Below are 26,657 nucleotides of genomic sequence, written 5' to 3' on the forward strand. Positions count from 1 at the left end.
TGATTCTCTACTCAATTTGTCGACCATGAAATTTAGCATAGATCATAAAAGCCCGGTTCCATTACATATTCAGGCAGAAAACCTGCTGCGGACGATGATCAATGATCCCGAGCATTTAAATGGTAAATTCCTTCCCAACGAGGTGGAGCTGGCCAAGCAGTTGGCTATATCCAGGTCTACGCTGCGTCAGGCGCTCAACAAATTGGTCTACGAGGGATTACTGATCAGAAAAAAAGGAATTGGCACCAAAGTAGCAGAGCCCGTAATAAGTTCAAAATCAAAGAACTGGCTGAGCTTTACCCAGGAAATGAATGCCAGGGGGATTAATGTCAAAAATTTTGAGCTGCATGTTACCTGGGTTACGCCTGATGAGAAAACCGCCAATTTTTTTGACATAGATCCCTCCAAAAAGATCCTGAAACTCGAACGGCTCAGAGGTAAAATTGAAGGGCCTTTTGTTTACTTCATTTCCTATTTCCATCCCCGGGTGGGCCTGACCGGGGAGGAAGATTTCAAGCGGCCGCTTTACGACATTTTAGAAAAAGACCATCTGGTTGTAGCCACGCTTTCCAAGGAAGAAGTTGGCGCCATTGCTGCCGATAAATTTATTGCCGCAAAGCTGGAAGTGGAGGTAGGAAGCCCGATTTTGTTCAGGAAACGTTTTGTCTTTGATCAGGGTGACAGGCCCATTGAATACAACCTGGGCTATTACCGCGCCGACAGTTTTGTCTACACCGTCGAAAGCGTACGGGAATAATATACCATCTAAATAGTTATGCTGCGTTTACAGCTAAGCGTTAGGCTACGGTCTGCGATGAATGCGCCTATATAGGTATCTGGCCTAAGTGTAGTGGCAGCTTGCGCGATCATCTTCCTATCAACCTCTCTTTACCATTTCTGTATAAAATGTCATTATTTCTTTAAAATATATTAGGAGTCCTTGTTTTTCAAAAATATGTTTATATGTTTGTACATATGTAAAATGTATTGAGATAGAGTGCTTTGCGTACTGATTAAATCCTAAATCCTCACTTCGTGGGAAAAAAGCCATTTAACCACTAACTGCTTTTATGAAACCAAAACTACTTGCAAAAAACGGGCGGAGATCGTTGAGCACCTGTCTGGGCTTGGCGCTGGGAATCTTTCTGGCTTCTGCCGTGCAGGCCGCTATCCCCCTGCACAAGGCCTCGGGCTCCATTAAAAATGTCAAAGGGGCCCGCCCTGCGGCAGAACAGACCATAACCGGAACGGTTACGGACGAAAACAATGCGGGCATACCAGGCGTAAACGTGCTGGAAAAGGGAACTACCAATGGTGTGGTTTCAGATGCCAATGGAAAGTATTCGATACAGGTGAAAGGTGCTGGCAGCGTGCTGGTATTTTCCTACATTGGCTACATTACCAAAGAGTTAACGGCAGGATCGCAGGCCGCTTTGGACATTAAAATGGAGGTTTCCTCCCAGGAGCTGAGCGATGTAGTGGTGGTGGGTTACGGAACCCAGAAAAGATCCGAGCTCACCAATGCCGTCGTGCAAACAACGGGTGCGGAGATCAAAAAATCTAGCGCAGCATCCCTATCCAACTCGCTGGCCGGAAGGATGGCGGGCGTGTATGTGACCCAAAGGAGCGCTGCCCCGGGATTTGATGACGCCCAGATCCTGGTCAGGGGCGCCAGTACTTACCGCAACACCTCCGCCCTGATTGTAATCGACGGCGTTGCCAATGCAGATCCCGATGGTTTAAACAGGCTTGATCCCAATGATATAGAGTCAATTTCGGTGCTCAAAGATGCTTCGGCGGCAATATATGGGGCGCAGTCGGCGGGCGGCGTGATCCTGGTTACCACCAAGAGAGGCGTGACGGGCAAACCTGCATTTGATTTCTCCACAACGCAGTCCTGGCAGTCGCCGACTATGAAGGTCCAATCAGCCGATGCATTCCAATATATGCAGGCCCTCAATGACCGCAGGGCCTTGGAAGGAACACCGGCCGACTTTCCCGACGCGTTGGTAGAATCATTCGGCAACGGAACAAGAAGGCCTGAGGACTGGTGGAAGGCATTGATCGGTCCGCCCGTCAGGCAGACCAGATACTCGCTGACTATGCGCGGAGGATCGGATAAGGTGCGCTATTTTGTGTCTCTGGGTACGGCCAGCCAGGGGGGAATTCTTCGCGGCGACAACAAATCCAAGCTCAGGCAATATAATGTAAGAAGCAATGTGGATGTGACCGTAACCAAAGACCTGGAAGTAGGCCTGGACCTGTCGATCCGTGAAAAAGCAACGCAAACGCCTCAGGGCGGCCCGGGTGGGGAAGTGGGCTCTCTGGCCACCACCAGCCCTTTGCAGGAAGCCTATATAGGAGGTGATTACCGTTATCCGGGAGAAGGATGGTCGCATCTGAACCCCGCCGCCCGCCTGCTAAGCCCGGGTTACCGCAAATACAAAACCGATGTAGCCAGCGGAACAGTCCGCTTCAAGTACAACATCTCCTTTCTGGAAGGATTCAGCATCGATGGTTATTTGTCTGTTGTTAAAACCGTGGGATACGATAAGCAGTTTAATTACATCTGGCCTTATTTTGAAAAGGATCCGGATGGCAACATTGTGGAAAAGCAGTCCAGATCCGTAGAGGACATCGGCTTGCGCGAAGATTTCAGACAAAGCCTGCGCACGACCGGAAATGTGAAGCTCAATTACAACAGGACGTTTGCTCAGGATCACAAACTCTCAGCCTTCGTGGCTTATGAGCAGATGACTTATGATGATAACACCTTCTTTGCCCAGCGCCTTGGTTACGATTCCCCGCTGATCGATCAGCTATTTGCCGGCACTACCAACCGCCTGAACTGGAACAATGATGGTTCTGCCACGGAGTCGGCCCGTCAGAATTTTTTCGGACGGTTAAGCTATGATTTTAAGCAAAAATATCTGTTCGGCTTCAGCGCCCGCTACGACGGTTCGCCTATCTTTCCAAAGGACAAACGTTTTGGGTTTTTCCCGCAGGTTTCAGCGGGCTGGGTGATCAGCAACGAGGCATTTATTCCAAAGAATGTGCTTAGCACTTTGAAACTAAGGGCTTCCTGGGGAAAACTGGGTAACGACCGGGTGAATCCTTTCCAATACATTGCCGCTTACGGATATACCGACGGATGGGTTGTCAACGGCGTAGACGCGCGCGGTATCGCCGTGCAATCCACGCCTAATCCCAACATTACCTGGGAAGTAAGCGAGAAAACGGACATTGGTCTGGAAGCAGCTTTCCTTAATAACCGCCTGACCTTCGAGCTGGACCTTTTCCAGAACAAAACTTCAAACATTCTGGGAAAAAGACAGGCCTCGATTCCGAGTTATACCGGGCTGCTTCTGCCCGATGAAAACATTGGTAAAATGAACAGCCAGGGCATCGAGCTTCAGGCAGGTTACCGGCACAATTTCTCAGACCTGACCGTGCGGGTCAATGGAAACTTTTCTTATAACAAAAACAAGATCATTTACTTCGACGAAACGCCCCAGGCAGAAGAGTATCAAAAGCTGGAAGGTGAGCCTTTCGGGTCCCGGCTGGTATACAAATCCATCGGCATATACCGCACCCAGCAGGACCTGGATAACAATGTTAATTATCCAGGAGCATCATTGGGCGGTTTGATTTTCGCCGATCTGAATGGGGACAAGATCATAGACAGCAATGACCAGTATATGTTCAACTCGACCTATAATACGGACGCAAATAATGTCACAACTGTTTTCCCAAGTACGCAGTATGGACTGAGCATTGGGATGAACTACAAGAATTTTGACTTGGCCATGCTTTTGCAAGGACAAAGCGGTGCAAAGTTCCGCCTGAGCAATGGATTCAACTCGGGCGCGGGTGGTAATGGTCTGGAATATGTGGCCCTGAACAGCTACACACTGGCCAATGTAAACGCGGAGCTTCCGATGATCTCGCCGACAGGTTTTGCAGGCTCAGACAGCGACTTCTATTACCGCACTGCCACGTGGATGCGGATGAAGAACGTTCAGCTGGGCTACACGCTCCCCAAAAGCCTGCTTTCAAAAGTCCGGATCGCAGCATTCAGGGTGTATGTTTCGGGCGACAACATCTTTATGGTATTTAATTCCCTTAAAAAATACGGTAATGGTGATCCTGAATTCCTGAGCGGGAACGGCAGCGCTTATCCCAACATGAAAACGCTGAGCTTCGGAGTTAATCTTACCTTTTAATCTGAGAACGACCTATGAAATATTTCATTAAAAATAGATTGGTAAAAAGGGCGCTGAGTATCTCATTTATCGGCATCATTGCCACGGCAACCTCCTGTAATGTTCTGGACAAAAAGCCGCTTGATGCCATATCCGACGAAGCGGTTTTCAATGATGCCGTGTTTTTGCAAAACTACGTTTACAACATTTATAATGGCATCAAGCCGCCCTGGGCGCCTGGTACCGGAGGCTTTGACGCTCTGACCGACATTGCTGTCAATCAGCCCGAAACCCACGAGCGCTCAGCCGGTATCCGCAATTATCTGGAAGGCAACCTGACACCCGACAATGTCAATGATCTGCTGTCAGTTGCCAAGGAACAGCCCGTGCCTATCCCGCTCTGGGACTACGAGTATGGTTTCATCCGGAAGGCGAATGTGTTTTTTGAAAATATAGAAAGCTCCGCCATCGCCGAAGACAAGCTGGCGCCCATGAAAGGAGAAGTGCATTTTCTGCGCGCCTGGATGTATTTTGAGCTCATGCGGACATTTGGCGGTGTGCCCATTGTTACAAACAGCTTTCAGTTGAATTCGGAAACCTTTGATGTGCCCAGAAACAGCTTTGAGGAATGTGCCCAGTTTATACTCAGTGAAACGGACCTTGCCATTGGTTTTCTGGATGGCCTGCCGGTAAATACAGGGAAGATCAGCAAGGCAGCAGCACTGGCCTTCAAGGCTCGGGTGCTGCTATATCTGGCCAGTCCGCTGAATAACCCAACCAAAGACCTGGCCAAATGGAAGGCCGCCGAGGCTGCCACCAAAGCCGTCCTCGATCTGGGTTTTACCTTGCACCCGCAGTATGCCGAGCTATTTAAAAAACCATTGAAAACCGACGAGACGATCTTTGGCAAATCATTTACGCCCGCAACCAGGATACCCGGCTGGGGCTACAATTATGATTACTGGCCCAGTGGCTTTGACGCCCAGCAACGGCTGGTTCCGACCCAGAATTTTGTCAATATGTTCCAGCTCAAAAATGGTGAATATCCATATCTGGCAGACGGCGTGACCGTAAATACAGCCTCCGGGTATGATCCTCAAAAGCCCGAAAAGAACCGCGACCCGCGTTTTTATGACGCCGTCATTCATCCGGGAGCAGGTCCGCTTAACATTATCGACGGATCAAAAAGCACGGTGCGCACTTATGAATATTGGGAAGATGCCAATCCCAACCCCGACAATGCAGCTCCCTACATTAACCCCAATAAGGTGGATCCCAAAAATGGACAGAACCTTTTTGACTTTGGCAGGGATTCGAAAACCTATTGGGTGAAAGGGCTTACTCCCTTTCACTGGCGCGTGCAGACAGGTTATACATTCAAAAAAACGGATGACTTTGCAGGACCGCGCGCAAGCTACGATAATGATTACAACCAGGTCATCGTATTTATGCGCTTAACCGAGTTTTATCTGAACTATGCCGAAATACAAATGGCTTTGGGAAATGAGGCCATGGCCAGAGCGTACATCAGCAAGGTCCGCAAAAGATCCTCTGTGAACATGCCCGATATCAAAAGCACGGGAGCAGCACTCGTCAGGGATTACCGCAACGAAAGGGCCATCGAGCTGCATCTGGAAGATTCGCGCTTTTTTGATCTGATGCGCTGGAAGGCGGCGCCCGGACATGTGGACATTGCCGTACGCGGACTGACCAAAGTAACCATGGACTGGACCGGGGCCAAGCCCGGTGATGCGCTCGGAAAGCTTACCTACACGTATGGCGTCATCCCCGAAGCTGAGGTGAGAAAACCATGGAAAGGGGATCACTACTATCTGTTTCCGATCCCCAACACCGAGATCAGAAAAAGCAACGGGGCGCTTAAACAAAACCCGGGTTACTGATCATCTAGCTTTTAGTTAGGTTAGATAAATCCTTTCACCTACTTTATCAATGGCCGGGCATTGCTCTGCCATTGTTTTTTTTAATGGTATTCTGTTTTAAAGCATCCCCGGATAAGTAGCGATACTTTGTATGTACAAAGTATATGGTTAAGCATTGGATTGCCATTAAATAATTTAACTTTGTATTTAAATATTTGGCTTAAAGCAATATTGTGCTGATAAAGTTGCGTTAGCTTAGTAGTTTGTACAAACATAGTATGTAACGGCAGGCTTTGTGAGCCTGTTTTAGATATGAAAAAAAAGCTTTTCCTTTTCCTGGCATTGAGTAGCGTAGCCTTTTTTGTGGTCGTCTCCTGCTTTCAAAAAAATAATACTTTACAAAAAGGCGGCAGTGAAGGGCTTGTGAGCTACAATTTTGACATTCGTCCGATCCTCTCCGACAAATGCTACGCCTGCCATGGCCCGGATGCCAACAAACGCGAGGCGGGCCTCAGGCTCGATGTAGCCGAAAATGCTTATGCCAGGCTGAAAGATGGAAAAGGAGTTGCAATTTTTCCGGGTAAGCCCGATCAATCAGAGGTTTACAAAAGGATCACTTCGGTGGATCCGGCCTATCAGATGCCCACTCCGGAATCACACCTGGGCTTACTGAGTGAAACTGAAATTGGCCTGGTTCGTAAATGGATCGAGCAAGGTGCCAAGTATGAAAAGCACTGGGCATTTACAGCGCCGGTTTTGCCGGCTATGCCCGAAATTTCAGATAAAGAGTGGCCCAAGAATGAGATTGACCATTTTGTTTTGCAAAAGATGGAAGGGGCCGGGCTTGCTCCCAACGAACAGGCAGACAAAAGCCACCTGCTCAAAAGGGTTTCGCTGGATCTGACGGGCCTGCCGCCGACACTGGATTTACAGAACCGGTTCGCAGCTGACGAAAGCGGCAACGCCTATGAAAAGGTCGTTGATGAGCTGCTCAGCCAGAAAGCCTATGGAGAGAAAATGGCTATTTATTGGCTGGATGTGGCGCGCTATGCCGATTCTTACGGCTATCAGGATGATGAAGTGCGCACGCAGTGGCCATGGCGCGACTGGCTGATTAGTGCGTTCAATAAAAACATGCGCTATGATCAGTTTCTGACCTGGCAGATTGCCGGCGATATGCTGCCTAATGCAAGTAAAGAACAGATTTTGGCAACCGCATTTTTTCGAAACCATAAATATACCGAGGAGGGTGGCGTAATTCCCGAGGAGTACAGGATCGAATACAACATTGATAAAACCAAAACATACAGTACAGGTGTGCTGGGGCTTACTGTCGAGTGCGCCCAATGCCACGATCACAAGTATGACCCCATCTCGCAGGAAGATTATTACCGTCTTTTCGCATTTTTCAATAATTCCAAAGAGCTTGGTTTTGAAGGGGATATCTCGCGCACAAAGCCTGCCAAAAACCCTATTTTGCGTATTTCGGACGAAGAGGCCAAATCCCTTTTGACATTTATCAACAAGCCTGATACGAGCCTGCTGATGGTCTCAGTGATGGGAGACCGCGATACGCTCAGGCCCACCCATATTCTGAACCGCGGCGTGTATGATGCGCCTGGCCGCGTGGTTACGGCCTCCGCGCTGCCTGCGGTCATGAAATTTGATACCAACGGACTTCCTCAAAACAGATTGGGTCTGGCCAAATGGACCACCAGCAAGAGCAACCCGCTTACTGCCCGCGTTTTTGTAAACCAGATATGGCAGGAATTTATCGGACGAGGCATTGTAAAAAGCACAGGCGATTTTGGAATGCAGGGTGATTTGCCAACTAATCCTGCGCTGCTGGATTGGCTCGCAGTTGACTTTATGAACCATGGCTGGGATATAAAAAGGCTTGTTAAACAGATTGTAACATCGGCTACCTACCGCCAATCGGCCAAGATTACCGAGCAGAAGCTCAAAGCGGATCCTGACAACATTTTCCTGTCGCGCGGGCCACGTTACAGGCTTCCTGCCGAACTGGTCAGGGATATGGTGCTTTCTACGAGCGGGTTATTGGTGTCCAAAATAGGAGGGCCGAGCGTAAAGCCTTACCAGCCAAAAGGATTATGGGAAGCGGCTACCTCGGGCAGGGGCACATTGAAAACCTACCAGCAGGATAAAGAGCAAGCATTATACCGAAGGGGAATGTATACGTTCATCAAGCTGACGGTTCCGCCGCCATCCATGATTATTTTTGATGCCAGCAACCGCGATCATTGTGAGATCAAGCGCTCCAAGACCAATACACCCTTGCAGGCCCTGGTTATGCTCAATGATCCTACGGTCCTGGAAGCATCCCGGGTTTTGGCAGAAAGGCTTACAGCCAAATCAACCAATATCGAAACCAACATTAAGGAATCGTTCAAGAGAATCGTCTGCCGCCAGCCTACGGATAAGGAAGTCAAGCTGCTTACCGAGTATTATAACAGTGAAGCTTCCATGTTTGCAAAGGACAAAAAGCATGCTTTCAAAGTATTGAATGTGGGTGAGTACCCAAGGAATGAAAAGGTAAATGAAGTGCAGGCGGCCGCCCTGATGCGGGTGATCAATACACTGTACAACATGGAAGAAACCATTACAAAAGGCTGATTAACAGCTTCAAATCATGGAAAAACAAGTTTTTGATTACGGACTCAATACCACACGAAGACACTTTTTGTCCAAAATGAGTTTGGGCCTTGGAGGCGCTGCTTTGGGCTCGCTGCTGATTCCTGACCTCTTTAAGGGAAGCGGCGGGGAAGTTAATTCGGATGCGATCATGGCAGGCCTGCCGCATTTTGCGCCTAAGGCCAAACGCGTGATTTACCTCTTTCAGAACGGGGCGCCTTCGCAGCTGGACTTGTTTGATTACAAACCCATGCTTAATAAAATGCACGGGCAGGACCTGCCCGAATCCATTCGCGGCACGCAGCGCTTAACGGGGATGACGGCCAATCAGGCCAAATTTCCGCTGGCAGGTTCCGTTTTCAATTTTAAACAATACGGAAAATCGGGTGCCTGGATGAGCGAGCTGCTGCCGCATATGTCTGGCATAGTCGACGATCTTTGCATTATTAAAACATTAAATACCGAGGCCATTAACCATGATCCGGCCCTGACGTTTTTTCAGACGGGCGCCCAGGTAGGTAACCGGCCCAGCTTCGGCTCCTGGCTGAGTTACGGGCTGGGCAGTGAAAATCAGAATCTTCCGGGTTTTTGCGTGTTGCTTTCTCGTGGTAAAGGAAATGGGCAGGGCGTTTATTCTAAGTTGTGGACGAATGGCTTTCTGGATTCAGTGCACCAGGGCGTGCAGTTCAGCAGTGGTGAAAATCCGGTTTTGTATTTAAATGATCCTGAGGGCATGGACAGGACCCAGCGCCGTAAGATGCTCGATAAGCTCTCGGAGCTCAACCAGGGAACGTATAACGAGTTCGGTGATCCTGAAATTACGGCCAAAGTCCAGCAGTATGAAATGGCTTTCCGGATGCAGACAGCCGTTCCGCAAATCACAGATATGAGCAAGGAGCCCGAGTCTATTGTTAAGATGTACGGCCCCGAATGTCTCGTGCCGGGCACTTATGCAGCCAATTGCCTTCTGGCCAGAAAACTCTCCGAGCAGGGCGTACGCTTTGTGCAGCTCTATCATCAGGGCTGGGATAGCCATGGCGGACTGCCGAATGAAATCAAAGGCCAGTGTATGGATGTCGACCAGGCCTCGGCAGCGCTGGTGACAGACTTAAAACAACGCGGGCTGCTGGATGAAACGCTGGTAATTTGGGGAGGGGAATTTGGCCGGACCAACTATTGCCAGGGAACGTTGACCAAAGACAATTACGGGCGCGACCATCACCCGAGGGCATTCACCGTGTGGATGGCGGGCGGCGGCGTAAAACCCGGCATCGTTTACGGCGAAACGGATGAATTTGGCTACAACATTGCCAAAGACCCGGTGCACGTGCACGATTTTCACGCTACGATACTCAACCAGCTGGGACTGGATCATGAAAAACTGGTTTATAAACACCAGGGACGCCGGTACCGCCTGACGGATGTGGCAGGCAAACTGGTAAAAGGTATTATTGCGTAAATAAAAGCTTATAATGCGCCGATTTGTATCAGATTGGAAAGGGTTGATTTTCAACGCAGCCCTTTTTCTGAATGGGTTACTCGTTTTTCTTTTGATCTTCGAAAGCCGCTTTGCGGTTCCGTTTTGGATGCAGGCGGTGGGAAGGATGCACCCATTGGTGCTGCACTTTCCGCTGGTGGTGCTGATTTTGTACAGCATTTGGGTCGTAGCCATCGAAAGGCCGGACTCTACGCGCTGGAATGCCGAGATTGCCGATACCCTGCTGGCTATTGGCGCATTTACAGCGGCGGTTGCAGCATTTTCGGGCTTTGTGCTCTCGCGCGAGGATGGATACGAGTCGGATACATTGCAGTGGCACAAATGGCTGGGCGTTGCCATTTCGCTGATGAGTGTTGGCTGGTACGGACTACGGCAGTATCTGATGCCCTGGAAGCTGCTATCAAAGCTAGTTGCGGGCATCTTTTTGCTGGTACTATTTGTAGGAGGACACCTGGGAGGAAACTTAACGCATGGGGAGGATTTTCTGATCTCGCCGCTTGGCCCTTCGGCTGAGGAGCGTCCCAAAGTTGCATTGGAGCAGGCAGAGGTGTATGAGCACCTGGTAAAGCCCGTTTTGGAGCAGAAATGCATTTCCTGTCACAATCAAGAAAAGTCAAAAGGCAATCTGCAAATGCAGACGCAGGCACTGCTTGTAAAAGGAGGTAAAAGTGGCGCGCTATGGGATACAACCAAAGCAGACCTGGGTTTACTGATCAGCAGGCTGCATTTGCCATTGGACGACAAAAAACACATGCCGCCACGCGGGAAAGTTCAGCTTACCGAAGAAGAGGTGGTTTTGCTGGCGGCCTGGGTGAAGGCTGGTTCTCGTTTTGATCAGAAGGTCAGCACATTATCAGGCCAGGATCCCATCTATGCTTATGCCCAGAATACATTAGGGGGCGACCGCACCGAGGAGCAGTACGATTTCAGTGCAGCAGATGCAGACGAGGTAAAGAAGCTAAATTCCACTTACCGGCTCATCAAGTCGCTTTCTGCCGAATCCCCTGCATTGTATGTGAACTTTTACAACAGCGCTAATTTTACAAGTGAAGAGATAGCAGGCCTGACGCCCTTAAAGAACCAGATTGTTTCTATGGATTTAAGTAAAATGCCATTGAAAGATGCTGATCTTAAATCTCTTACACAGTTTACCGAGCTGCGCAAGCTGATCCTGAACTTCACAGACATTACCGGCGCTACGCTGGGTGAGCTAAAAAAACTCGAAAAGCTCAGAGAGCTTTCACTGAGCGGAACAGCCGTGAAAATGCAGCACGTAAGGTCGCTGGAAACTTTTCCTTCTTTGAAAAAGGTTTTCATATGGAGCACCGGCCTGACTACCAATGAGCTTGCTGCATTAAGAAAAGGTCAGAAAATAGCATTTGAAACAGGTTTTAGAAGCGATACCGTTATTCTTCCGCTCTCGCCGCCTACCATTGTCAACGAAAGCCAGATCCTTGCAGCTGATGGGTTGGTCTCTCTCAAACACCAGATTCCTCAGACCACCATTCGCTATACATTAGACGGCTCTGAGCCCGACAGCACCCAGTCGCTGGTCTATAAAAAACCCATTCAGCTATCTGAAAATAAGCTTTTAAAAGCCAGAGCCTACAAAGACGGCTGGTATGGCAGCAAGCCCGTCAGCAGACGTTTCTTCAAAGCCAGTATGAAAATAGACAGCGTAAGATTGGTCAAGCCGGCCGATCAGCGGTATGCTGGGAAAGCCGGGGCGACACTCATAGACGGTGTAAAAAGTGAAGATGAGCAAAACAGTGGAAAGTGGCTGGGCTACAATGAGGATTTTCAGGGTTATCTGTATTTCAAAAAGCCTGTCCAGGCCAGGCGCGTTACCCTTAGCATGCTCCGAAATTTGAACGGCTCTATTTTTCCGCCTACGCGTATAGAGGTGTGGGGAGGCGCCGATGAAAACTCGCTTAAATTACTCAAAGTCATCACGCCGCAAATGCCGGTCAAAGATATTCCTGGGGTGGAAACGATTCTGTATGAAGCGCCATTTGAGCAGCAGCAACTCAGCTGCATTAAGGTGATAGCTAAACATTTGCCTAAACTTCCGGCATGGCATTCCGGTAAAGGCAACAAGGCGTGGGTGTTTGTCGATGAGGTGTTTGTCAATTAGTAAAATCAAAAATCGCGATGTTCAAACTGACCGGAATCCGTTCTTTTATAAAGCTATTGTCTTTGCTGATGCTTCTTGGTCTTCACCAGACTTACGGCCAGCAAAAAACGATCTGGAAAATTGGGGAGGCCGATAATTCGCCTGGCGGCCTGGCCCTGGCGCCCGACCAGTTTAAGCGTTTTCTGGAAAAGGATTTTGGTTATGAAGATAATTTTTTCCTGGTAGGACACTCCGACGCTCAGAAAGACTGGCCTTACGTTTTGCCCGGGCCTGTTAATGGTTGGGGTGGAACAGGAGGAACTTCCGGGATCCGCTCGCACTTTCTGACCGTATTATTTGACATTAAAAATAAAGCTGCTTCTGGCAAATGGGAGTTGTTGATAGATGTTCTGGAAACAGATTCGCTCTCTGCGCCTTTTTTTAAGGTTATGGTCAATGGCCGATCCTGGGGTTTTCAGCTGGCGAAGGGATCCGGCTCGAAGGATCCAGATAAAATACCCACACATTCAAAAGAACAGCTGGTCAAAATCGAGATCCCAGCGGAGCTGATCAAAGCCGGAGTCAATGAAATTGTCATGACAACCCTGCAAGGCGGCTGGCTTGCATTTGATCAGCTCAGGCTGGACGGCCCCGCCCAGGCCATGCTTGCAGCTCCGGGTAAAGCCCTGCTCAGAAGCGTCAGCGCAGCTGATTATGAGCTAAACGTTAACGGAAAACAGGTTCAGCCTCTGCTAGTTGACATTACCCAGCTTAGCGGCGAGCCGGTGATCGAGGTCAAGCTCGACGGAAAGTCGATTTTGAATCAGAAAATCGAAAAGGATCGCTATATGCTGGAGGCGCCTATGCCTGCCGTCACCCGATCTGCATCGGCCACATTCCAGGTCTATGCTGATAAGCAGCTGATTAGTTCGGGCAAAGTCCAGCGCGATAAGCAAAAGCTCAAAACACCTGCCGGTTATGTCAACACGATGCTGGGCGCCGGACATTCACGGTGGATGATTGCGCCCGGTCCGTGGATGCCTTTTAGCATGGTGAAGCTGAGTCCCGATAACCAGGATAATGGCTGGCAGGCAGGATATGATCCGACATTTGAATCCATAGGCACATTCAGTCACATTCATGAATGGACAATGACGGGCCTGGGCATTTTCCCCACCGCAGGACCATTGCAAATTAAGATGGGCGATCAAAATAAGCCCGACGAAGGTTACCGTTCGCGCATGGATAAGCGCTCGGAAGAGGCGCCTTTGGGTTACTACAAGGTAAATCTGACAGACAACAACATTACGGCAGAACTGACGGCTACAACACGCGCATCTTTTCAGAAATACACTTATCACAACAGTGAAACCGGCCGCATTATGGTCGACTTGCAGATTCCCACCGAATACGGTTACAAACTTAAAAATATCAAGGTCGATAAAGTCAGCGCAAACCGCATTGAAGGATTTAGTGATCAGCTATCAACCGATGTCTGGTCTGGGGGCATTGACCAGCAGTATAAAGTCCATTTCGTTATAGAGTTTGACCAGCCAATTAAAAATCACGGCATATGGCTTAATGACCAGATAAAGCAGCAAGCCAACCTTCTGGCAGACAGCGCCAAAAACGCGGGACTGTTTTTGGAATTTGATACAAAAACAAATCACATTGTTCAGGTAAGGACCGGAATTTCGTATGTAAGCGTCGAAAACGCGGCGCTCAATCTGAAAACCGAAATTTCAGAGCCCTTCGGCTGGGATTTTAATAAGGTAAGAAGCAATCAGGAGACGGTCTGGAATGAGCTGCTGGGACGTGTAGCCATTACCAGTAATGATAAGCGCGAAAAAGAGCGGTTTTATACCAATATGTACCGCTCACTGGCCAGCAGGAATGCTTTCAGTGACGTGGACGGCAGCTGGCGCGATGCGGATGAGGTCGTTAGCAAATTTGAAAACAAAGACGATGTGGCATTGGGCTGCGACGCGTTTTGGAATACTTTCTGGAATTTGAACCAGTTCTGGAACCTGGTTACACCGGAATGGTCCAACAGATGGGTAAAATCCCAACTGGCTATGTACGATCGCAGCGGTTGGCTGGCAAAAGGGCCAGCAGGCATGGAGTACATTCCGGTTATGGTGGCCGAGCACGAAGTTCCGCTGATCGTAGGCGCATACCAAATGGGCATCCGCGGTTATGATGTCAACAAAGCATACGAAGCCGTCCGTAAAATGCAGACAACCACCGCTGAGGCAGTAGGAGGCGGGCGCGCCGGCAATGAGGATTTAACGACTTATCTCAAACATCATTATGTGCCTTATGACGAAGGCCGGTTTTCCAACTCCTTGGAGTATAGTTTCGATGATTACAGCGTCTCCCAGTTTGCAAAGGCATTAAATAAAAAGCAGGATTATCAGCAGTTTTCCCAAAGAGGCAAATGGTGGAAGAATGTAATTGACCCCAAAACCGGCTTTGCACGCATGAAAGATGCGAAAGGCAACTGGCTGGCTGATTTTGATCCTTTCAAATCAGGGGCAAACCATCATTATGTGGAAGGGAATGCCTGGCAGCTCACTTTTTTTGTGCCCCAGGATGTAGCAGGCCTGGCCAGAACGATTGGAGAAAACGAGTTTGTAAAAAGATTAGACTGGGGTTTTAATGAAAGCGTCAAGTGGCGCTACAATGGTCCGAATGATCAATATTGGGATTATCCTGTGGTTCAGGGAAATCAGCAGTCCATGCATTTTGCATTTCTTTTCAACTGGGTGAAAAAGCCCTGGCTGACCCAGAAATGGAGCCGCTCGGTTGTGGACCGTTATTACGGACACGAAGTTTCCAATGCTTACCTGGGCGATGAAGACCAGGGCCAGATGAGCGCGTGGTTTGTGATGAGCACGCTCGGTCTTTTTCAAACGGACGGCGGAACGCGCGTAGATCCGATCTATGAAATCGGAAGTCCGATGTTTGAGAAAGCGGTCATTGATTTGGGCGGGCAGTTCGGCAGAGGCAAAAATTTTACCATTGAGGCTAAAAATACTTCCCGAAAAAACGTCTACGTGCAAAGTGCGCAGCTGAATGGAAAGCCACTGACCAACTTCTGGTTCAAAGCCTCGGACTTATTGAAAGGCGGCTCGTTGATACTGGAAATGGGGCCTACACCAAACACAAATTGGGGGACAGCAACGCTTCCCACCGCAGATTGACTATGATTTCTGGTAATTAAACAGGTTCAAAGGTCTGTATGGTCAATACTAACTATGCAGCAATGCTATCTAGATAAAATTAGCTACAAAGCGAATCCCATAGCGTAAATTCCTTTATTATTGCATCTTCTTTATTCAAGACGCTTAATTTATGTCAAATAACGTATTCGATTTTGGAATGATCGGGCTTGGAGTAATGGGTAGGAACCTGTTGCTGAACATGGCCGATCACGGCTTCTCTGTTATCGGTTTCGATAAGGACGGAGCCAAAAACGCAGCATTGGAATCTGCTGCAACGCCTGGAACCACTGTAAAAGGGGTGGCCGAGCTTGCAGAAATGATCCAGATTTTGCAGCGCCCGCGCAAGGTGATGATGCTTGTTCCGGCAGGTCAGCCTGTTGACGACGTGATCGCTTCTTTGCTTCCTTTACTGGAAAAGGGCGATGTGATCATTGATGGTGGAAACTCGCATTATACCGATACTTTAAGGCGCGTGAAATATCTGCGCGAGAAAGAAATACATTTTATGGGCATTGGTGTTTCCGGTGGAGAGCAGGGCGCGCGTACGGGCCCGAGCATCATGCCGGGAGGCGACCAGGCTGCCTATGAGCATGTTAGGCCTATGCTTGAAGCGATTGCCGCCAAAGTGGATGGAACTCCCTGCGTTGCTTACCTTGGAAAAGAAGGGGCTGGCCATTACGTTAAAATGGTGCACAATGGCATTGAATATGCCATTATGCAGTTGATCAGTGAGTCTTACGCCATTTTAAAACACGCCGGACTAACCAATGAGCAGCTTCATGAGGTGTTCAAAACCTGGAATGAGGGCGATCTGCAATCGTTTTTAGTTGAGATCACAGCGGATATTTTCCTGCAAAAAGATGATCAGAGTGATGCACATCTTGTGGATGTGATTTCTGATAAAGCGGGTTCAAAAGGAACCGGCAAATGGACCTCGCAGGATTCTATGGAACTGCCTGTGGCTGTGCCCGTTATTGATACTGCGGTGGCTATGCGGACACTGTCCGGATACAAAGACGAGCGTATCCAGGCAGCTGAAATTTATGCAAAAGATGGTTACGGCTCATCGGCTCCCTCGGATGAATTGATCCAGCAGGTGCATGATGCGTTGTATTTTGGAACAATACTGGCTTATGCGCAAGGATTAGCCATGTTGTTTCAGGCTTCGAAAGACCTGGCTATGGACATTCCGCTTCCCAAAGTTGTGAGCGTATGGAGAGGCGGCTGCATTATCCGTTCCTCGTTATTGGAAATCTTCACCAAGGCATATACGCAAAGCCCGGAATTATCCAACATTCTGTTGAACCAAGAGGTAGCCGAAGTCGTTAAATCGATAGAAGATAATACGCGTTCGCTTATTGCGTTTGCGGCCAAAGCGGAGATTCCGGTTGGAGGGTTAATGTCGTCACTGGCTTATTTTGACGCATATAAATCCAAGAAAATGCCAACCAACCTGATCCAGGCCCAGCGTGATTATTTTGGGGCGCATACTTATCAACGTATCGATATCCCCGGTACTTTTCATACAGAGTGGGGTCAACAATAAATTTGAAATTTTATGCAAACCACTAAACGTCCACCTGCCTCAGTAGTCTTTATTTTCGGAGGAAGCGGGGACCTTAATTACAGAAAACTTACTCCCGCGCTCTACAATCTATTCTTAGATAACTGGATGCCCGAGAAGTTTGCCATAGCGGGCATTGGCCGCAGTGCTTATTCCAATGAAAAATACCACGAGCATTTATTAGACGGTGTTACCAAGTTTTCGCGCCGCAAGGGAAAGCAAAACGGTCATTGGACAGAGTTTACCGAGCACGTGTCGTATCTGCAAATGGATGGCGACGATGCGGCTGCCTACCATTTGATCACGGATCTGGTCAAACAAAAAGAAGAGGAGTGGGGCGTTCATCCCAATGTGATATTTTACCTGGCCGTTGCCCCTCAGCTTGTTCCTTCAATTGCCCAGAAATTAGGCGCGTTGAAGATATGCTCGGAAAAAGGCACGACAAGAATTGTTGTTGAAAAACCTTTCGGACATGATCTGGAAAGTGCCCATGAGCTTAATGAGCTGCTTTCAAGCATGTTTGCTGAGGAGCAAATTTTCCGTATCGACCATTATTTAGGAAAAGAAACGGTTCAGAACATTCTGGCATTGCGCTTTGCCAATGCGCTTTTCGAGCCGCTTTGGAACCGTCACTACATTGATCACATTCAGATCACAGCTGCTGAAAGCGTTGGATTGGAGGGCAGAGGAGGCTATTTTGAACATGCGGGCGCATTGCGCGATATGGTGCAAAACCATATTCTGCAAATCCTTTGCATGATTGCCATGGAGCCGCCTGTTTCTTTTGATGCCAATGAGATCCGTAATAAAAAAGTGGACGTTTTGAATGCGATCCGTCGCATTACCAAGGAACAGGTTCACGATTTTGCTGTCCGCGGCCAGTATTCCGGCGGATGGAAAAAGGGTGAAAAAGTGGTTGGATATCGTCAGGAAGAAGGAGTTAATCCCCAGTCCAACATTGATACCTTTGCTGCTGCCAAATTCTATATTGATAACTGGCGCTGGCAGGGCGTTCCTTTTTATGTGCGTACGGGTAAGTTTTTAAATCAAAAAGCCACGCACATTACATTGCAGTTCAAACCTGCTCCACATTACGCCTTCCCTTCGGAGGCTGCCGAAACATGGCGTTCTAACAGGTTGACTATCAGTATTCAGCCTAATATGGACATTAGCATTCGCTTCCAGGCGAAACGTCCTGGTCAGACCATGACGCTGGATCCCGTGGATATGACATTTGATTACGACGCAGTGGCGGGTGAGCATGCGCCGGAGGCTTATGAAACATTGCTTCTGGATGTAATGGAGGGCGATGCAACATTGTTTATGCGTAATGATCAGGTGGATGCTGCCTGGAAAGTTATCATGCCGATTCTGGAAACCTGGGAGAGCAGAACACCGCAGGATTTTCCTAATTATGCTCCCGATTCGTGGGGGCCAGATGGCGCCGACGCACTGCTAGCACGCGACGGTCATACCTGGATTAACCTTCCACCGGCTCCTTAACATATGGAAATTCACATTGCAAACGATACGGGGCGGCTTAGTCATGATCTGGCCGCCTGGCTGAGTGATTACATCAAGGAAGTGATGTCTAAACAAGACCGCTTTACTTTTGTCTTATCCGGAGGCAGCACGCCCAAGCAACTGTATGCATTGCTTGCCGAATCACCTTATAAAGAGGCGATTGACTGGCAAAAAGTACATTTTTTCTGGGGAGATGAACGCGCGGTTCCTTTTGAAGACTCGCGCAATAATGCCAAAATGTGTTATGATGAACTGCTCAATAAAGTGCCGGTTCATGGCGATCACATTCACATCATGCGCACGGATATTGAACCGCAAGAAGCTGCCCTTGAATACGAAAAGGTTCTGAAACAGTATTTTAAAGACTCCGAAACGACTTTCGACTTTGTTCTTTTAGGCATGGGTGATGATGGACATACCTTATCGCTGTTTCCCGGCACGGAGGTGATTCATGAGGAAGATGCTTGGGTTAAAGCATTTTATCTGCCCGCTCAACAAATGTTCAGAATTACATTAACAGCGCCAATCGTTAACAATGCGGCCTGTGTTGCATTTCTGGCAGCCGGAGCCGGTAAGGCCGAAACATTAAAGCATGTTTTGAAAGGTGAGCCTAATATTGATCTTTATCCATCCCAGATTATAAATCCTACCAAGGGACAATTGCACTGGTTTGTTGATCAGGCGGCAGCTGCTATGCTCTGAGATTAAGCTTTATTCATCGCATAAAGAGACGCATCTGACCGGTGCGTCTCTTTTGCTTGTGTGGCTTTTTGATACGTTTAACATTCCAAAGTCACCACTGGATAAAAATATTATGTGCCCGGATTTGTTCATGCTACATTTATTTAAACAAACCTCGCTCACATGAAATACTTACTAAAAATCCTGGCGGTCATTATCGTCATCACTTATTCGCTCCGGCTTGTCAATTCACAATCCGATGTGCTTGTACTAAGCGGTTTGGCCATTGTTGGCAGCTCGGTCTATTTGCTTGCCCGGGATCTTGATCGTTTTTTAAGCTCACTTAATTCTGAAATATAATGACGCTGGCTAGAAAAATTATAATAGGTTCGGTAAGTTTCTTTGTGGCTGTGATCGCGCTTTTTGTCCAGCCTTTTACTTTTGAAAACATTGACGCAGGAAATGTCGGAATCCGCATAAACCTTTATGGAACCGACAAAGGCGTTGATAACATCACATTGGTTACAGGCCGTGTTTGGTACAACAGCTGGACTACCAAGATCATAGAGTTCCCGACATTCACTCAAAGCGTGGATTATGATTCTTTTGTAATAACAACGAAAGATGCGGCTGAATTTAAGGTAGACCCAAAATTGAACTACCATATTAACCCTGAAAAAGTGCCTCAGATTTACCGCCAATACAGACGACCGTTAGGTGAAATTCAGCAGGGATTTATGAAAAATACAATCTACGATGCATACCGGATCGTTGCCAATTCATTCAGTTCGGATAGCGTTATGTCCAACCGGGAAGCATTCGAGGACCGCGTTCAGAATGTGCTTACCAAGACACTGGGCAAAGATGGCTTTATTTATGACCAGCTGACTTCGGCCATCACGCCACCGCCATCGCTGCGACAAATGATCGATGAAAAAAACACATCGATCCAGGCTCGTCTGAAAGCTGAAAATATGGCAAAACAGGCCGAAGCGGAAGCAAAAGTAATCATTGCCCGCGCGGAAGGACAGGCGAAAGCGACATTGATAAAGGCCCGCGCCGAAGCGGAAGCCAACCAATTACGCCAGAAAACGTTGACGCCACTACTGATCCAGCAGGAATGGGTTTCCAAATGGAACGGCGTTCTGCCCACCACCAACGCCGGTGGCAGCACCAGTTTAATGCTTGGAATAAAATAATCCCTCTTTTCCCAGATTGAAATCTGGGGCCAGTTGATGGGTCGTGCCTGACGGCACTTGCAAGCACAAGTGCCGTCAGGCACGACCCAACCATTGCTCCGGGTTTCAACCCGGAGACATAGAAAAAATTAGAGCTTCTTCAACAAGCTTCCAGGCATTTTTACATGCGCGCTGTCGCCGACTGCCAGATCAAGTGATTTGAAAATGTTGCTATCGACCTGGAAAGTGCTGCTATCCCGGACTGTTATCTTACTCTTACCAAAGTCATTTTCACGATAAGCTGTAACGATAGCGCCTGAAAGAAAATCTGCACGAAGATCACCGACCTGATTTTCCAGCAGGACCATCGCGCCGCCGATCTGTTTTATATCCAGGCTTTGCTGCTTCATGTTCTTAATCTTGCAGTTGATCGTGTTTGACTCCAAACCCTGCAATGTCGGAACGAAAATGTAGACGGAGGGCAATGTATGCACAATTTGCTGCGGCGACTGGCCGCCTTCGGGAAAGCCTTTTTTATAATTGACGGTCAATGTATCATTGACAACTTTCCAGTCGATGAATTTTTGATCAACTACAAATTTGATCTCAAAATCTTTGCCCTGCGACACCTCGGTTACACCAAAGCCGACGCCTTGTAATCTGACATAGTGAAATGGCTCCAAACTATGTGTGAGGTAGCCCGAGTAGGGGTCTTTTCTATCTATTTTATCAAACTGTTTTTTTAAAACAAGGTTGGAGGCAACCATTGCGCTCAGAAACAATGATAGCACGATAATGAGTAGTATGTTACTGACTTTCATAAGGTTATGCTAGTTATTGACAGGGAAATTGTCGGTGACGAACTGGTTATAACGCGTTTGTAATTCTTCCAGACTAATGTTAAGCAGGTAAAGCGTTTTGAAAACTTCCGGCAGCTCGGATTCGAGGAAACGTTCTTTTTTATAAGCCAATACGCGCGCTTGCGCATCCTCGCTTACCGAATAGCCGATGCCCCTTTTATTGAATATAATTTCTTTGTTCTGCAAGAAATCATACGTCCGCATCACCGTGTTTGGGTTCACTTCCAGCATGCCTCCCAGCTCCCTTACCGACGGAATGCGCTCAGTAGGAGGCCATTTGCCCAGTAAGATCTGCTCGCAGATGTAGTCGGCGATTTGCAGGTAAATGGACTGTTTATCTTTAAATTCCATGAATGCGGGGATTAAACTTCCTTCTCTTTAAGGCGTAAATAAGCGATATACCAAATGCTCAGTATAAACAATGTAATAAAGGCCTGGATGGCGCGATATATGTTATTAGGGAATTGGATATGAAACGTGTTCAGGCCGCGAAAAACGGTGAAGTTACCATCCTTAAAATACCACATTTGCCAGCTGGTGAAGGGTAATGTGTTCAGTTTCGATGGATAATGCGTCAGATAATGCGCCATACTGAGATGGATCGTAAATACAATGATTACCGAAGCGACAATGAAGGCAGCTGTTTTGACATAAGATCGTTTTGAGAAATAGATGGATCCTAAAAGTAAAATGCTGTGTAATATGAAATAGGCAAAGCAGAAATAAACTGCCAGATCGAATTTGATGTAAGGATATTTATATCCCCACGAGGGCAGCTTGGCATTGGCAATATCAATCGTCTTGTAATGCAATTGGAAATAAAGGATAAGGAAACTGACGATAAAGAGCAAATTGAAAAACATTGCGCTCAGAAACTTCTCCAAATGTGAGGCCGGTAACATCAGGCTGCTGATAGAAGTCGGCAGCGAAGCATAATGCGTCATTGCATTGCTCGTGTAAAAGGAGCTCGCAAAAAGCATTACCATAAACATGGCCATGTAGTGCAAGGCTTCATAGGTTCCCACGGGCTTGCTGGACGTAATGATAGGAAGCATCATCGAAAGCAGCAGAATTGTCAGCAGCGTGGCAATCAACAAATAATTTTTGCCTCTTTCAACCAGATCCAGCTTCAAGACAAGCGCAAAACGGTGGATATCAAATGTTTGGTTCATAGCATTAGTTCAGATAGGATAGGAAGAATGGATCGGGTGAGCATTGCCAGCAAAAGCAACAGCATCGTTATAAGGAGCCTGGTCATTGTTTGCCGAAAATTTGTCTGATCCGCTCGGGGTTTCCCAGCACAGCGTTGAAGAGATATTCCAGGTCCACACGGCTTTCTTCCAGCTCCGAATTTTCAAAAACCGCTTTATAGCCTTTGAGCGATGGCTCGGAGTAAAGCACGCGGTTGTCGTAATCGATGCTGGGAAGCGTTCCAAAGCACAGTTTTTCGGCTACTGTTTCCAGGCTGTGCTGGATGAGTATCTTGCTGTCTTCCAGGATAATTATCGAGTCAATCAGATTATCCAGGTCACGAACCTGGTGGGTTGAAATCAGAAACAGCCTGTTTTTATCAACATTTATTGAGACCAATTTGCGGAACTGACTTTTCGAGGGAATGTCCAGGCCATTGGTGGGCTCATCCATGATCAGAACTTTGGTGTTGGCAGAGAGCGCAAACGCAATGAGAAACTTTTTCCGCTGGCCATAGGACATGTCAGTCAGCTTGTTACCCATGGGAATGTCCATTTCTGCAATGTAGCCGTCAAATTGTCCTTCATCGAATTTAGGATAAAACGGAGCGATCATATCAAGATATTTGCGGATCGTTACCGAGGGCAGGTAAATCTCTTCGGGAAGAAAGAAGACATCCTGCAAAAATGCCGGAAGACGCTTTTTAGGCTCATAACCCACCACATTGATATGGCCTTGCTGGGGAAAAAGCAAACCGACCATGTTTCTGAGCAGGCTGGATTTGCCGGCGCCGTTTCTGCCGAGCAAACCGTAAATGTGCCCGGCTTCCAGGTTAATCGACAGATTCTCAAACAGCTTTTTCTTCTTACTATATCCAAATGTTACGCGGTCTAGCTGGATCATTTCAGAATCGTTTAGTGTTCTAGTTAAGTAGTACACTGTAAAAGTAAACATCTGAAATGAGTAAGCAAGGTTTTGTCAAAAAATATTTTGAGATGCGATTGATTCTAGCTGTTGCCCAGCAGTTTTTGGTAGTCTGCCTGCGTATCAATGTCGATGCCGCCGGAAGGGAAGGGGACTGGCGTCACGTCGCTGGCAAATTTGGTGATGAGCTTTTTAGCGCCTTCGGTTCCGCTAAGCTTTAAAAGGGCAGGGAAATATTTGCTGGAAAAAAGAACAGGCGTTCCAAAAGTGTTCTCATAGGCAGAAGCGACAATGCCTGCATTGCCTTCCAATGCTCTATCTATCAAAGCATTAAACAGATCAACAGTAACAAAAGGTTGATCGCTGACAGCGAAAATAACGCCTGAAATGCCTGGCTGCGATGCCATTTGATGCTGAACTCCGGTGACAAGGGAAGAGGCCATGCCCGATTCCCAGTCTGGGTTGTAAACTGCATGACAGGGAAGCGAATCAAGCTCTTTTGCAATCAGATCAGCATTTGAGCCAGTCACTACGGTCACGCTTGTGCTTTTTGCGGCAATAGCGGCTTGGGTGACATGGCGGATCAGCGTTTTGTCCTGATAGCGGAGCAGTTGCTTAGGCTTGCCCAGGCGTGAGGAATTGCCGGCGGCAAGAATAATGATTCCGTAACCAGACGTCTCGGCCATACATTTCAGGATTGACTCGTTTGTATTTCGCAGAGAAAATCCTCCCGTGTGGATTTGCGATAGTCCACTTTTTGATCTGTTCGGCTGTGGATCGGCTCGGGCTTTTCACGCAGGGAAATACCTGTTCTTCCATTTAAAACAGCTTTAATCTCGGCAAGCACCGACAATGCTATTTCCTCAGAGGTTTCAGCGCCAACGTCGAGTCCGACAGGACCGAAAATTTTGCTCTTTTGCTGTTCTGTGACTTCAATGCCCTCTTTTCTGAGATCGCCAAACATTTTTTCCAGCTTCTTTTTCGGGCCTAACGCGCCTATATAAATGCATTCTTCAAGCTCAATGAGCTCTTTGAGCAGCGCCAGATCGTAATTGTAATTATGGGTCATTAACACAAAAAACGTCCGCGCATCTGCTTGAATATGCGATAAAACTTCTGATGCCTTTGCTACGATTACCTGACTGGCTTTGGGAAATCGCTGCCTGGTTGCATGCCCGTTCCGGCCGTCGACAACAGTTACGTTCCAACCCAAAATACCAGCCATTTCCGAAAGGGGAATGGTGTCATTTCCAGCGCCAGCGATGATCAGCGCCGGGGCCGGACGCAGATATTCTACGAAACTCGTCAGCTTTTGGCCTTCAAAATCAAGTTCTTTAAAAAACGACTCCTGACGCTCTTTGACGAGTGCTGCCTCAGGAAGCAACTGCTCCAAGAGCGCAGGTTGCGAAAGGTTATCCATGGTTACGCGATCCGTTTCCAGATCCAGAAAACAGGTTCCAGGCTGAATGGCCGTGCGGGAATAAAGTGAAAACAGCGTGATTACCACCGCATTCTGCCGTTTTTCAAGCGCTTTTTTAAGTAATGCGATTGGATTAAGCTCGTCGTCGGAGTGGATGGGTTCGAATAGGATGTGAACAATGCCATTGCAGCCCAGCTGAACGCCAAGTGTTGTGTCGTTATCGTCTGTGGTATCGTAGGTTACCAGTTTGTTCTTCTGCTGCGAAATTGCCAGCAGTGCCTTTCTTAATGCGTCTCCTTCCAGGCATCCGCCGCTGATGGCTCCCGTAAGCTGACCATCGTCGGTGACGAGCATACGCGCGCCGGGCCGCCGGTAAGAGGAGCCTTCTACATGTACGACGGTCGCCAGCGCTGTTTTCTTGCCAGCACTGACAGCAGATTCGTATGATCTAATAATGTCCGTAATTTCTTTCACCCCCTGTGTTCTTTTACTATTTTAGAAATTACTGCAACAGCATGATCTACTTGCTGTTCCGTAGAAAACCTTCCGAAGCTGAACCGGAATGTGTTATGGATTAATTCATTGGAAAGTCCCATCGCTTTCAGTACATAGCTCGGTTCCAATGTAGCCGATGTGCAGGCCGAGCTTCTGGAAAAAGCAATGTCGCTGCCGGCTTCAAAAATCATTTTTTCCCCATCAATATCATGGAAAGAAATGTTGGTTGCATGCGGCAGGCGCGGGGCGGTGACCGCATTAATATCGATATGTTGCAATGCCAGTAACTGCTTTTCAAAATGATCGCGTAGCGAGCGGAGCCGAAGACTTTCGGATGCCATTTTTTCACCACAAATCTCACATGCCTTGCCAAAAGCCACAACGCCGGGCACATTAAGGGTGCCGCTGCGCATATTGCGCTCATGGCCGCCACCCTCGATCTGTGCAGTGAGTGTAACGGTGGGGTTTTTCTTGCGTACATAAAGGGCGCCGACTCCCTTGGGTCCGTACAATTTGTGGGCGCTGAAAGCCAGCAGATCAATGTCATCTTCCTGGACGTCCACTGGAATTTTACCAACTGCCTGCGTGGCATCCGTAAAAAAGATAACGCCATGCGCTTTGGCTATCGCGCTGATTGCTTTAATCGGCTGAATGACGCCCGTTTCATTGTTGGCATACATGACAGCGATCAGCAGCGTTTGGGCCGTAATGGCTTTTTCGAGATCATTTAAGTCAACCAGACCATTGGGCTGAATTTCCAGATAAGTAACCGAGCCGCCTTTACGCTCAATGTATTTGCAGGTGTCCAGCACGGCTTTGTGCTCGCTTACCACGGTAATAATATGGCCTTTTTGATCAGGATTATTTTCCCAGACACCCTTTATAGCCAGGTTGGCGGCTTCTGTTGCGCCCGATGTAAAAACGATTTCCTGCGGATGTGCGCCTATGACGCTGGCAATATTTTCACGCGCAATATCTACGGCTTCTTCTGCTTCCCAGCCATAGGAATGCGTGCGGCTGGCTGCATTGCCAAATTTTTCCGAGAAATAAGGAAGCATTTCCTCCAAAACCGCCGGGTCCATCGGAGTGGTTGCATTATTATCCAGGTAAACAGGCAATTTTAAGGTCATGGCAACAGCAGTGAATCTTTATTGGAGAAAACAAAAACCTTGTTTATAGTTCAAATTAAACAAAAACCATCCCAAACTGAGAAACACTTTTTTGAAACTTATTATTTAAATTTGCGTTAAC

The 26,657-nt window shown here is 47.9% G+C and carries 19 protein-coding genes; 12 read left to right on the forward strand and 7 right to left on the reverse strand.

Annotated features, from left to right (window positions below):
• The first annotated feature begins 25 nt into the window (after positions 1 to 25).
• The 12 genes from NFI80_RS01125 (at position 26) to NFI80_RS01180 (ending at position 20,537) form a co-directional block, all read left to right on the forward strand.
• The gene (locus NFI80_RS01125) at positions 26 to 757 is read left to right on the forward strand and encodes a GntR family transcriptional regulator (RefSeq protein ID WP_235164401.1); all 732 of its coding nucleotides are present in this window, start codon (positions 26 to 28) and stop codon (positions 755 to 757) included.
• A gap of 313 nt (positions 758 to 1,070) precedes the next feature.
• Positions 1,071 to 4,223 carry a SusC/RagA family TonB-linked outer membrane protein gene (locus NFI80_RS01130; protein WP_235164402.1) on the forward strand — a complete coding sequence of 1,051 codons (3,153 nt, stop codon included), beginning with the start codon at positions 1,071 to 1,073 and terminating at the stop codon, positions 4,221 to 4,223.
• A 14-nt stretch (positions 4,224 to 4,237) separates the two neighbouring features.
• On the forward strand, positions 4,238 to 6,103 hold the full coding sequence (locus NFI80_RS01135) for a RagB/SusD family nutrient uptake outer membrane protein (RefSeq protein WP_235164403.1): 1,866 nt from the start codon (positions 4,238 to 4,240) through the stop codon (positions 6,101 to 6,103).
• Between the two features lie 291 nt (positions 6,104 to 6,394).
• A complete protein-coding gene (locus tag NFI80_RS01140) occupies positions 6,395 to 8,716 on the forward strand; it encodes a PSD1 and planctomycete cytochrome C domain-containing protein (RefSeq protein ID WP_235164404.1) in 2,322 nt (773 codons plus the stop codon).
• 16 nt (positions 8,717 to 8,732) lie between these two features.
• On the forward strand, positions 8,733 to 10,193 hold the full coding sequence (locus NFI80_RS01145) for a DUF1501 domain-containing protein (protein ID WP_026632232.1): 1,461 nt from the start codon (positions 8,733 to 8,735) through the stop codon (positions 10,191 to 10,193).
• A gap of 13 nt (positions 10,194 to 10,206) precedes the next feature.
• Positions 10,207 to 12,366 (forward strand): FN3 associated domain-containing protein, encoded by a 2,160-nt coding sequence (locus NFI80_RS01150; protein ID WP_235164405.1) that lies wholly within the window; start codon positions 10,207 to 10,209, stop codon positions 12,364 to 12,366.
• Between the two features lie 17 nt (positions 12,367 to 12,383).
• Entirely contained in the window at positions 12,384 to 15,548 is a 3,165-nt protein-coding gene (locus NFI80_RS01155) for a glycoside hydrolase family 92 protein (RefSeq protein ID WP_235164406.1), read from the forward strand.
• A 151-nt stretch (positions 15,549 to 15,699) separates the two neighbouring features.
• Positions 15,700 to 17,115: an NADP-dependent phosphogluconate dehydrogenase gene (gene gnd, locus NFI80_RS01160; protein WP_235164407.1), complete on the forward strand. Its 1,416-nt coding sequence runs from the start codon at positions 15,700 to 15,702 to the stop codon at positions 17,113 to 17,115.
• A gap of 12 nt (positions 17,116 to 17,127) precedes the next feature.
• Complete coding sequence (gene zwf, locus NFI80_RS01165; protein ID WP_233796772.1) at positions 17,128 to 18,636, forward strand: glucose-6-phosphate dehydrogenase; 1,509 nt, start codon at positions 17,128 to 17,130, stop codon at positions 18,634 to 18,636.
• 3 nt (positions 18,637 to 18,639) lie between these two features.
• Complete coding sequence (pgl, locus tag NFI80_RS01170; RefSeq protein WP_235164408.1) at positions 18,640 to 19,359, forward strand: 6-phosphogluconolactonase; 720 nt, start codon at positions 18,640 to 18,642, stop codon at positions 19,357 to 19,359.
• 162 nt (positions 19,360 to 19,521) lie between these two features.
• The gene (locus NFI80_RS01175; protein WP_235164409.1) at positions 19,522 to 19,698 is read left to right on the forward strand and encodes a hypothetical protein; all 177 of its coding nucleotides are present in this window, start codon (positions 19,522 to 19,524) and stop codon (positions 19,696 to 19,698) included.
• Positions 19,698 to 20,537 carry an SPFH domain-containing protein gene (locus NFI80_RS01180; RefSeq protein ID WP_233796770.1) on the forward strand — a complete coding sequence of 280 codons (840 nt, stop codon included), beginning with the start codon at positions 19,698 to 19,700 and terminating at the stop codon, positions 20,535 to 20,537. The genes NFI80_RS01175 and NFI80_RS01180 overlap by 1 nt, the downstream gene beginning before the upstream one ends.
• A gap of 128 nt (positions 20,538 to 20,665) precedes the next feature.
• On the opposite strand, the gene NFI80_RS01185 is transcribed toward NFI80_RS01180, so the two are convergent.
• From NFI80_RS01185 to NFI80_RS01215, 7 genes are all read right to left on the reverse strand, one after another.
• Entirely contained in the window at positions 20,666 to 21,337 is a 672-nt protein-coding gene (locus NFI80_RS01185; RefSeq protein ID WP_235164410.1) for a hypothetical protein, read from the reverse strand.
• Between the two features lie 9 nt (positions 21,338 to 21,346).
• The gene (locus tag NFI80_RS01190) at positions 21,347 to 21,727 is read right to left on the reverse strand and encodes a GntR family transcriptional regulator (RefSeq protein ID WP_233796764.1); all 381 of its coding nucleotides are present in this window, start codon (positions 21,725 to 21,727) and stop codon (positions 21,347 to 21,349) included.
• Positions 21,728 to 21,738: 11 nt separating this feature from the next.
• Complete coding sequence (locus NFI80_RS01195; protein WP_235164411.1) at positions 21,739 to 22,548, reverse strand: hypothetical protein; 810 nt, start codon at positions 22,546 to 22,548, stop codon at positions 21,739 to 21,741.
• Between the two features lie 82 nt (positions 22,549 to 22,630).
• A complete protein-coding gene (locus tag NFI80_RS01200) occupies positions 22,631 to 23,470 on the reverse strand; it encodes an ABC transporter ATP-binding protein (RefSeq protein WP_235164412.1) in 840 nt (279 codons plus the stop codon).
• Positions 23,471 to 23,574: 104 nt separating this feature from the next.
• Positions 23,575 to 24,177: a nucleotidyltransferase family protein gene (locus NFI80_RS01205; protein WP_235164413.1), complete on the reverse strand. Its 603-nt coding sequence runs from the start codon at positions 24,175 to 24,177 to the stop codon at positions 23,575 to 23,577.
• 5 nt (positions 24,178 to 24,182) lie between these two features.
• Positions 24,183 to 25,385 (reverse strand): XdhC family protein, encoded by a 1,203-nt coding sequence (locus NFI80_RS01210; RefSeq protein WP_235164414.1) that lies wholly within the window; start codon positions 25,383 to 25,385, stop codon positions 24,183 to 24,185.
• Positions 25,382 to 26,536, reverse strand: coding sequence for a cysteine desulfurase family protein (locus NFI80_RS01215; RefSeq protein WP_235164415.1), 1,155 nt, complete (start codon positions 26,534 to 26,536; stop codon positions 25,382 to 25,384). Before NFI80_RS01215 ends, NFI80_RS01210 begins: the two co-directional genes overlap by 4 nt.
• Positions 26,537 to 26,657: the final 121 nt, after the last annotated feature.

The organism is Dyadobacter chenhuakuii (genome assembly GCF_023821985.2).
In the GTDB taxonomy this organism is placed as follows: Bacteria; Bacteroidota; Bacteroidia; order Cytophagales; family Spirosomataceae; genus Dyadobacter; species Dyadobacter chenhuakuii.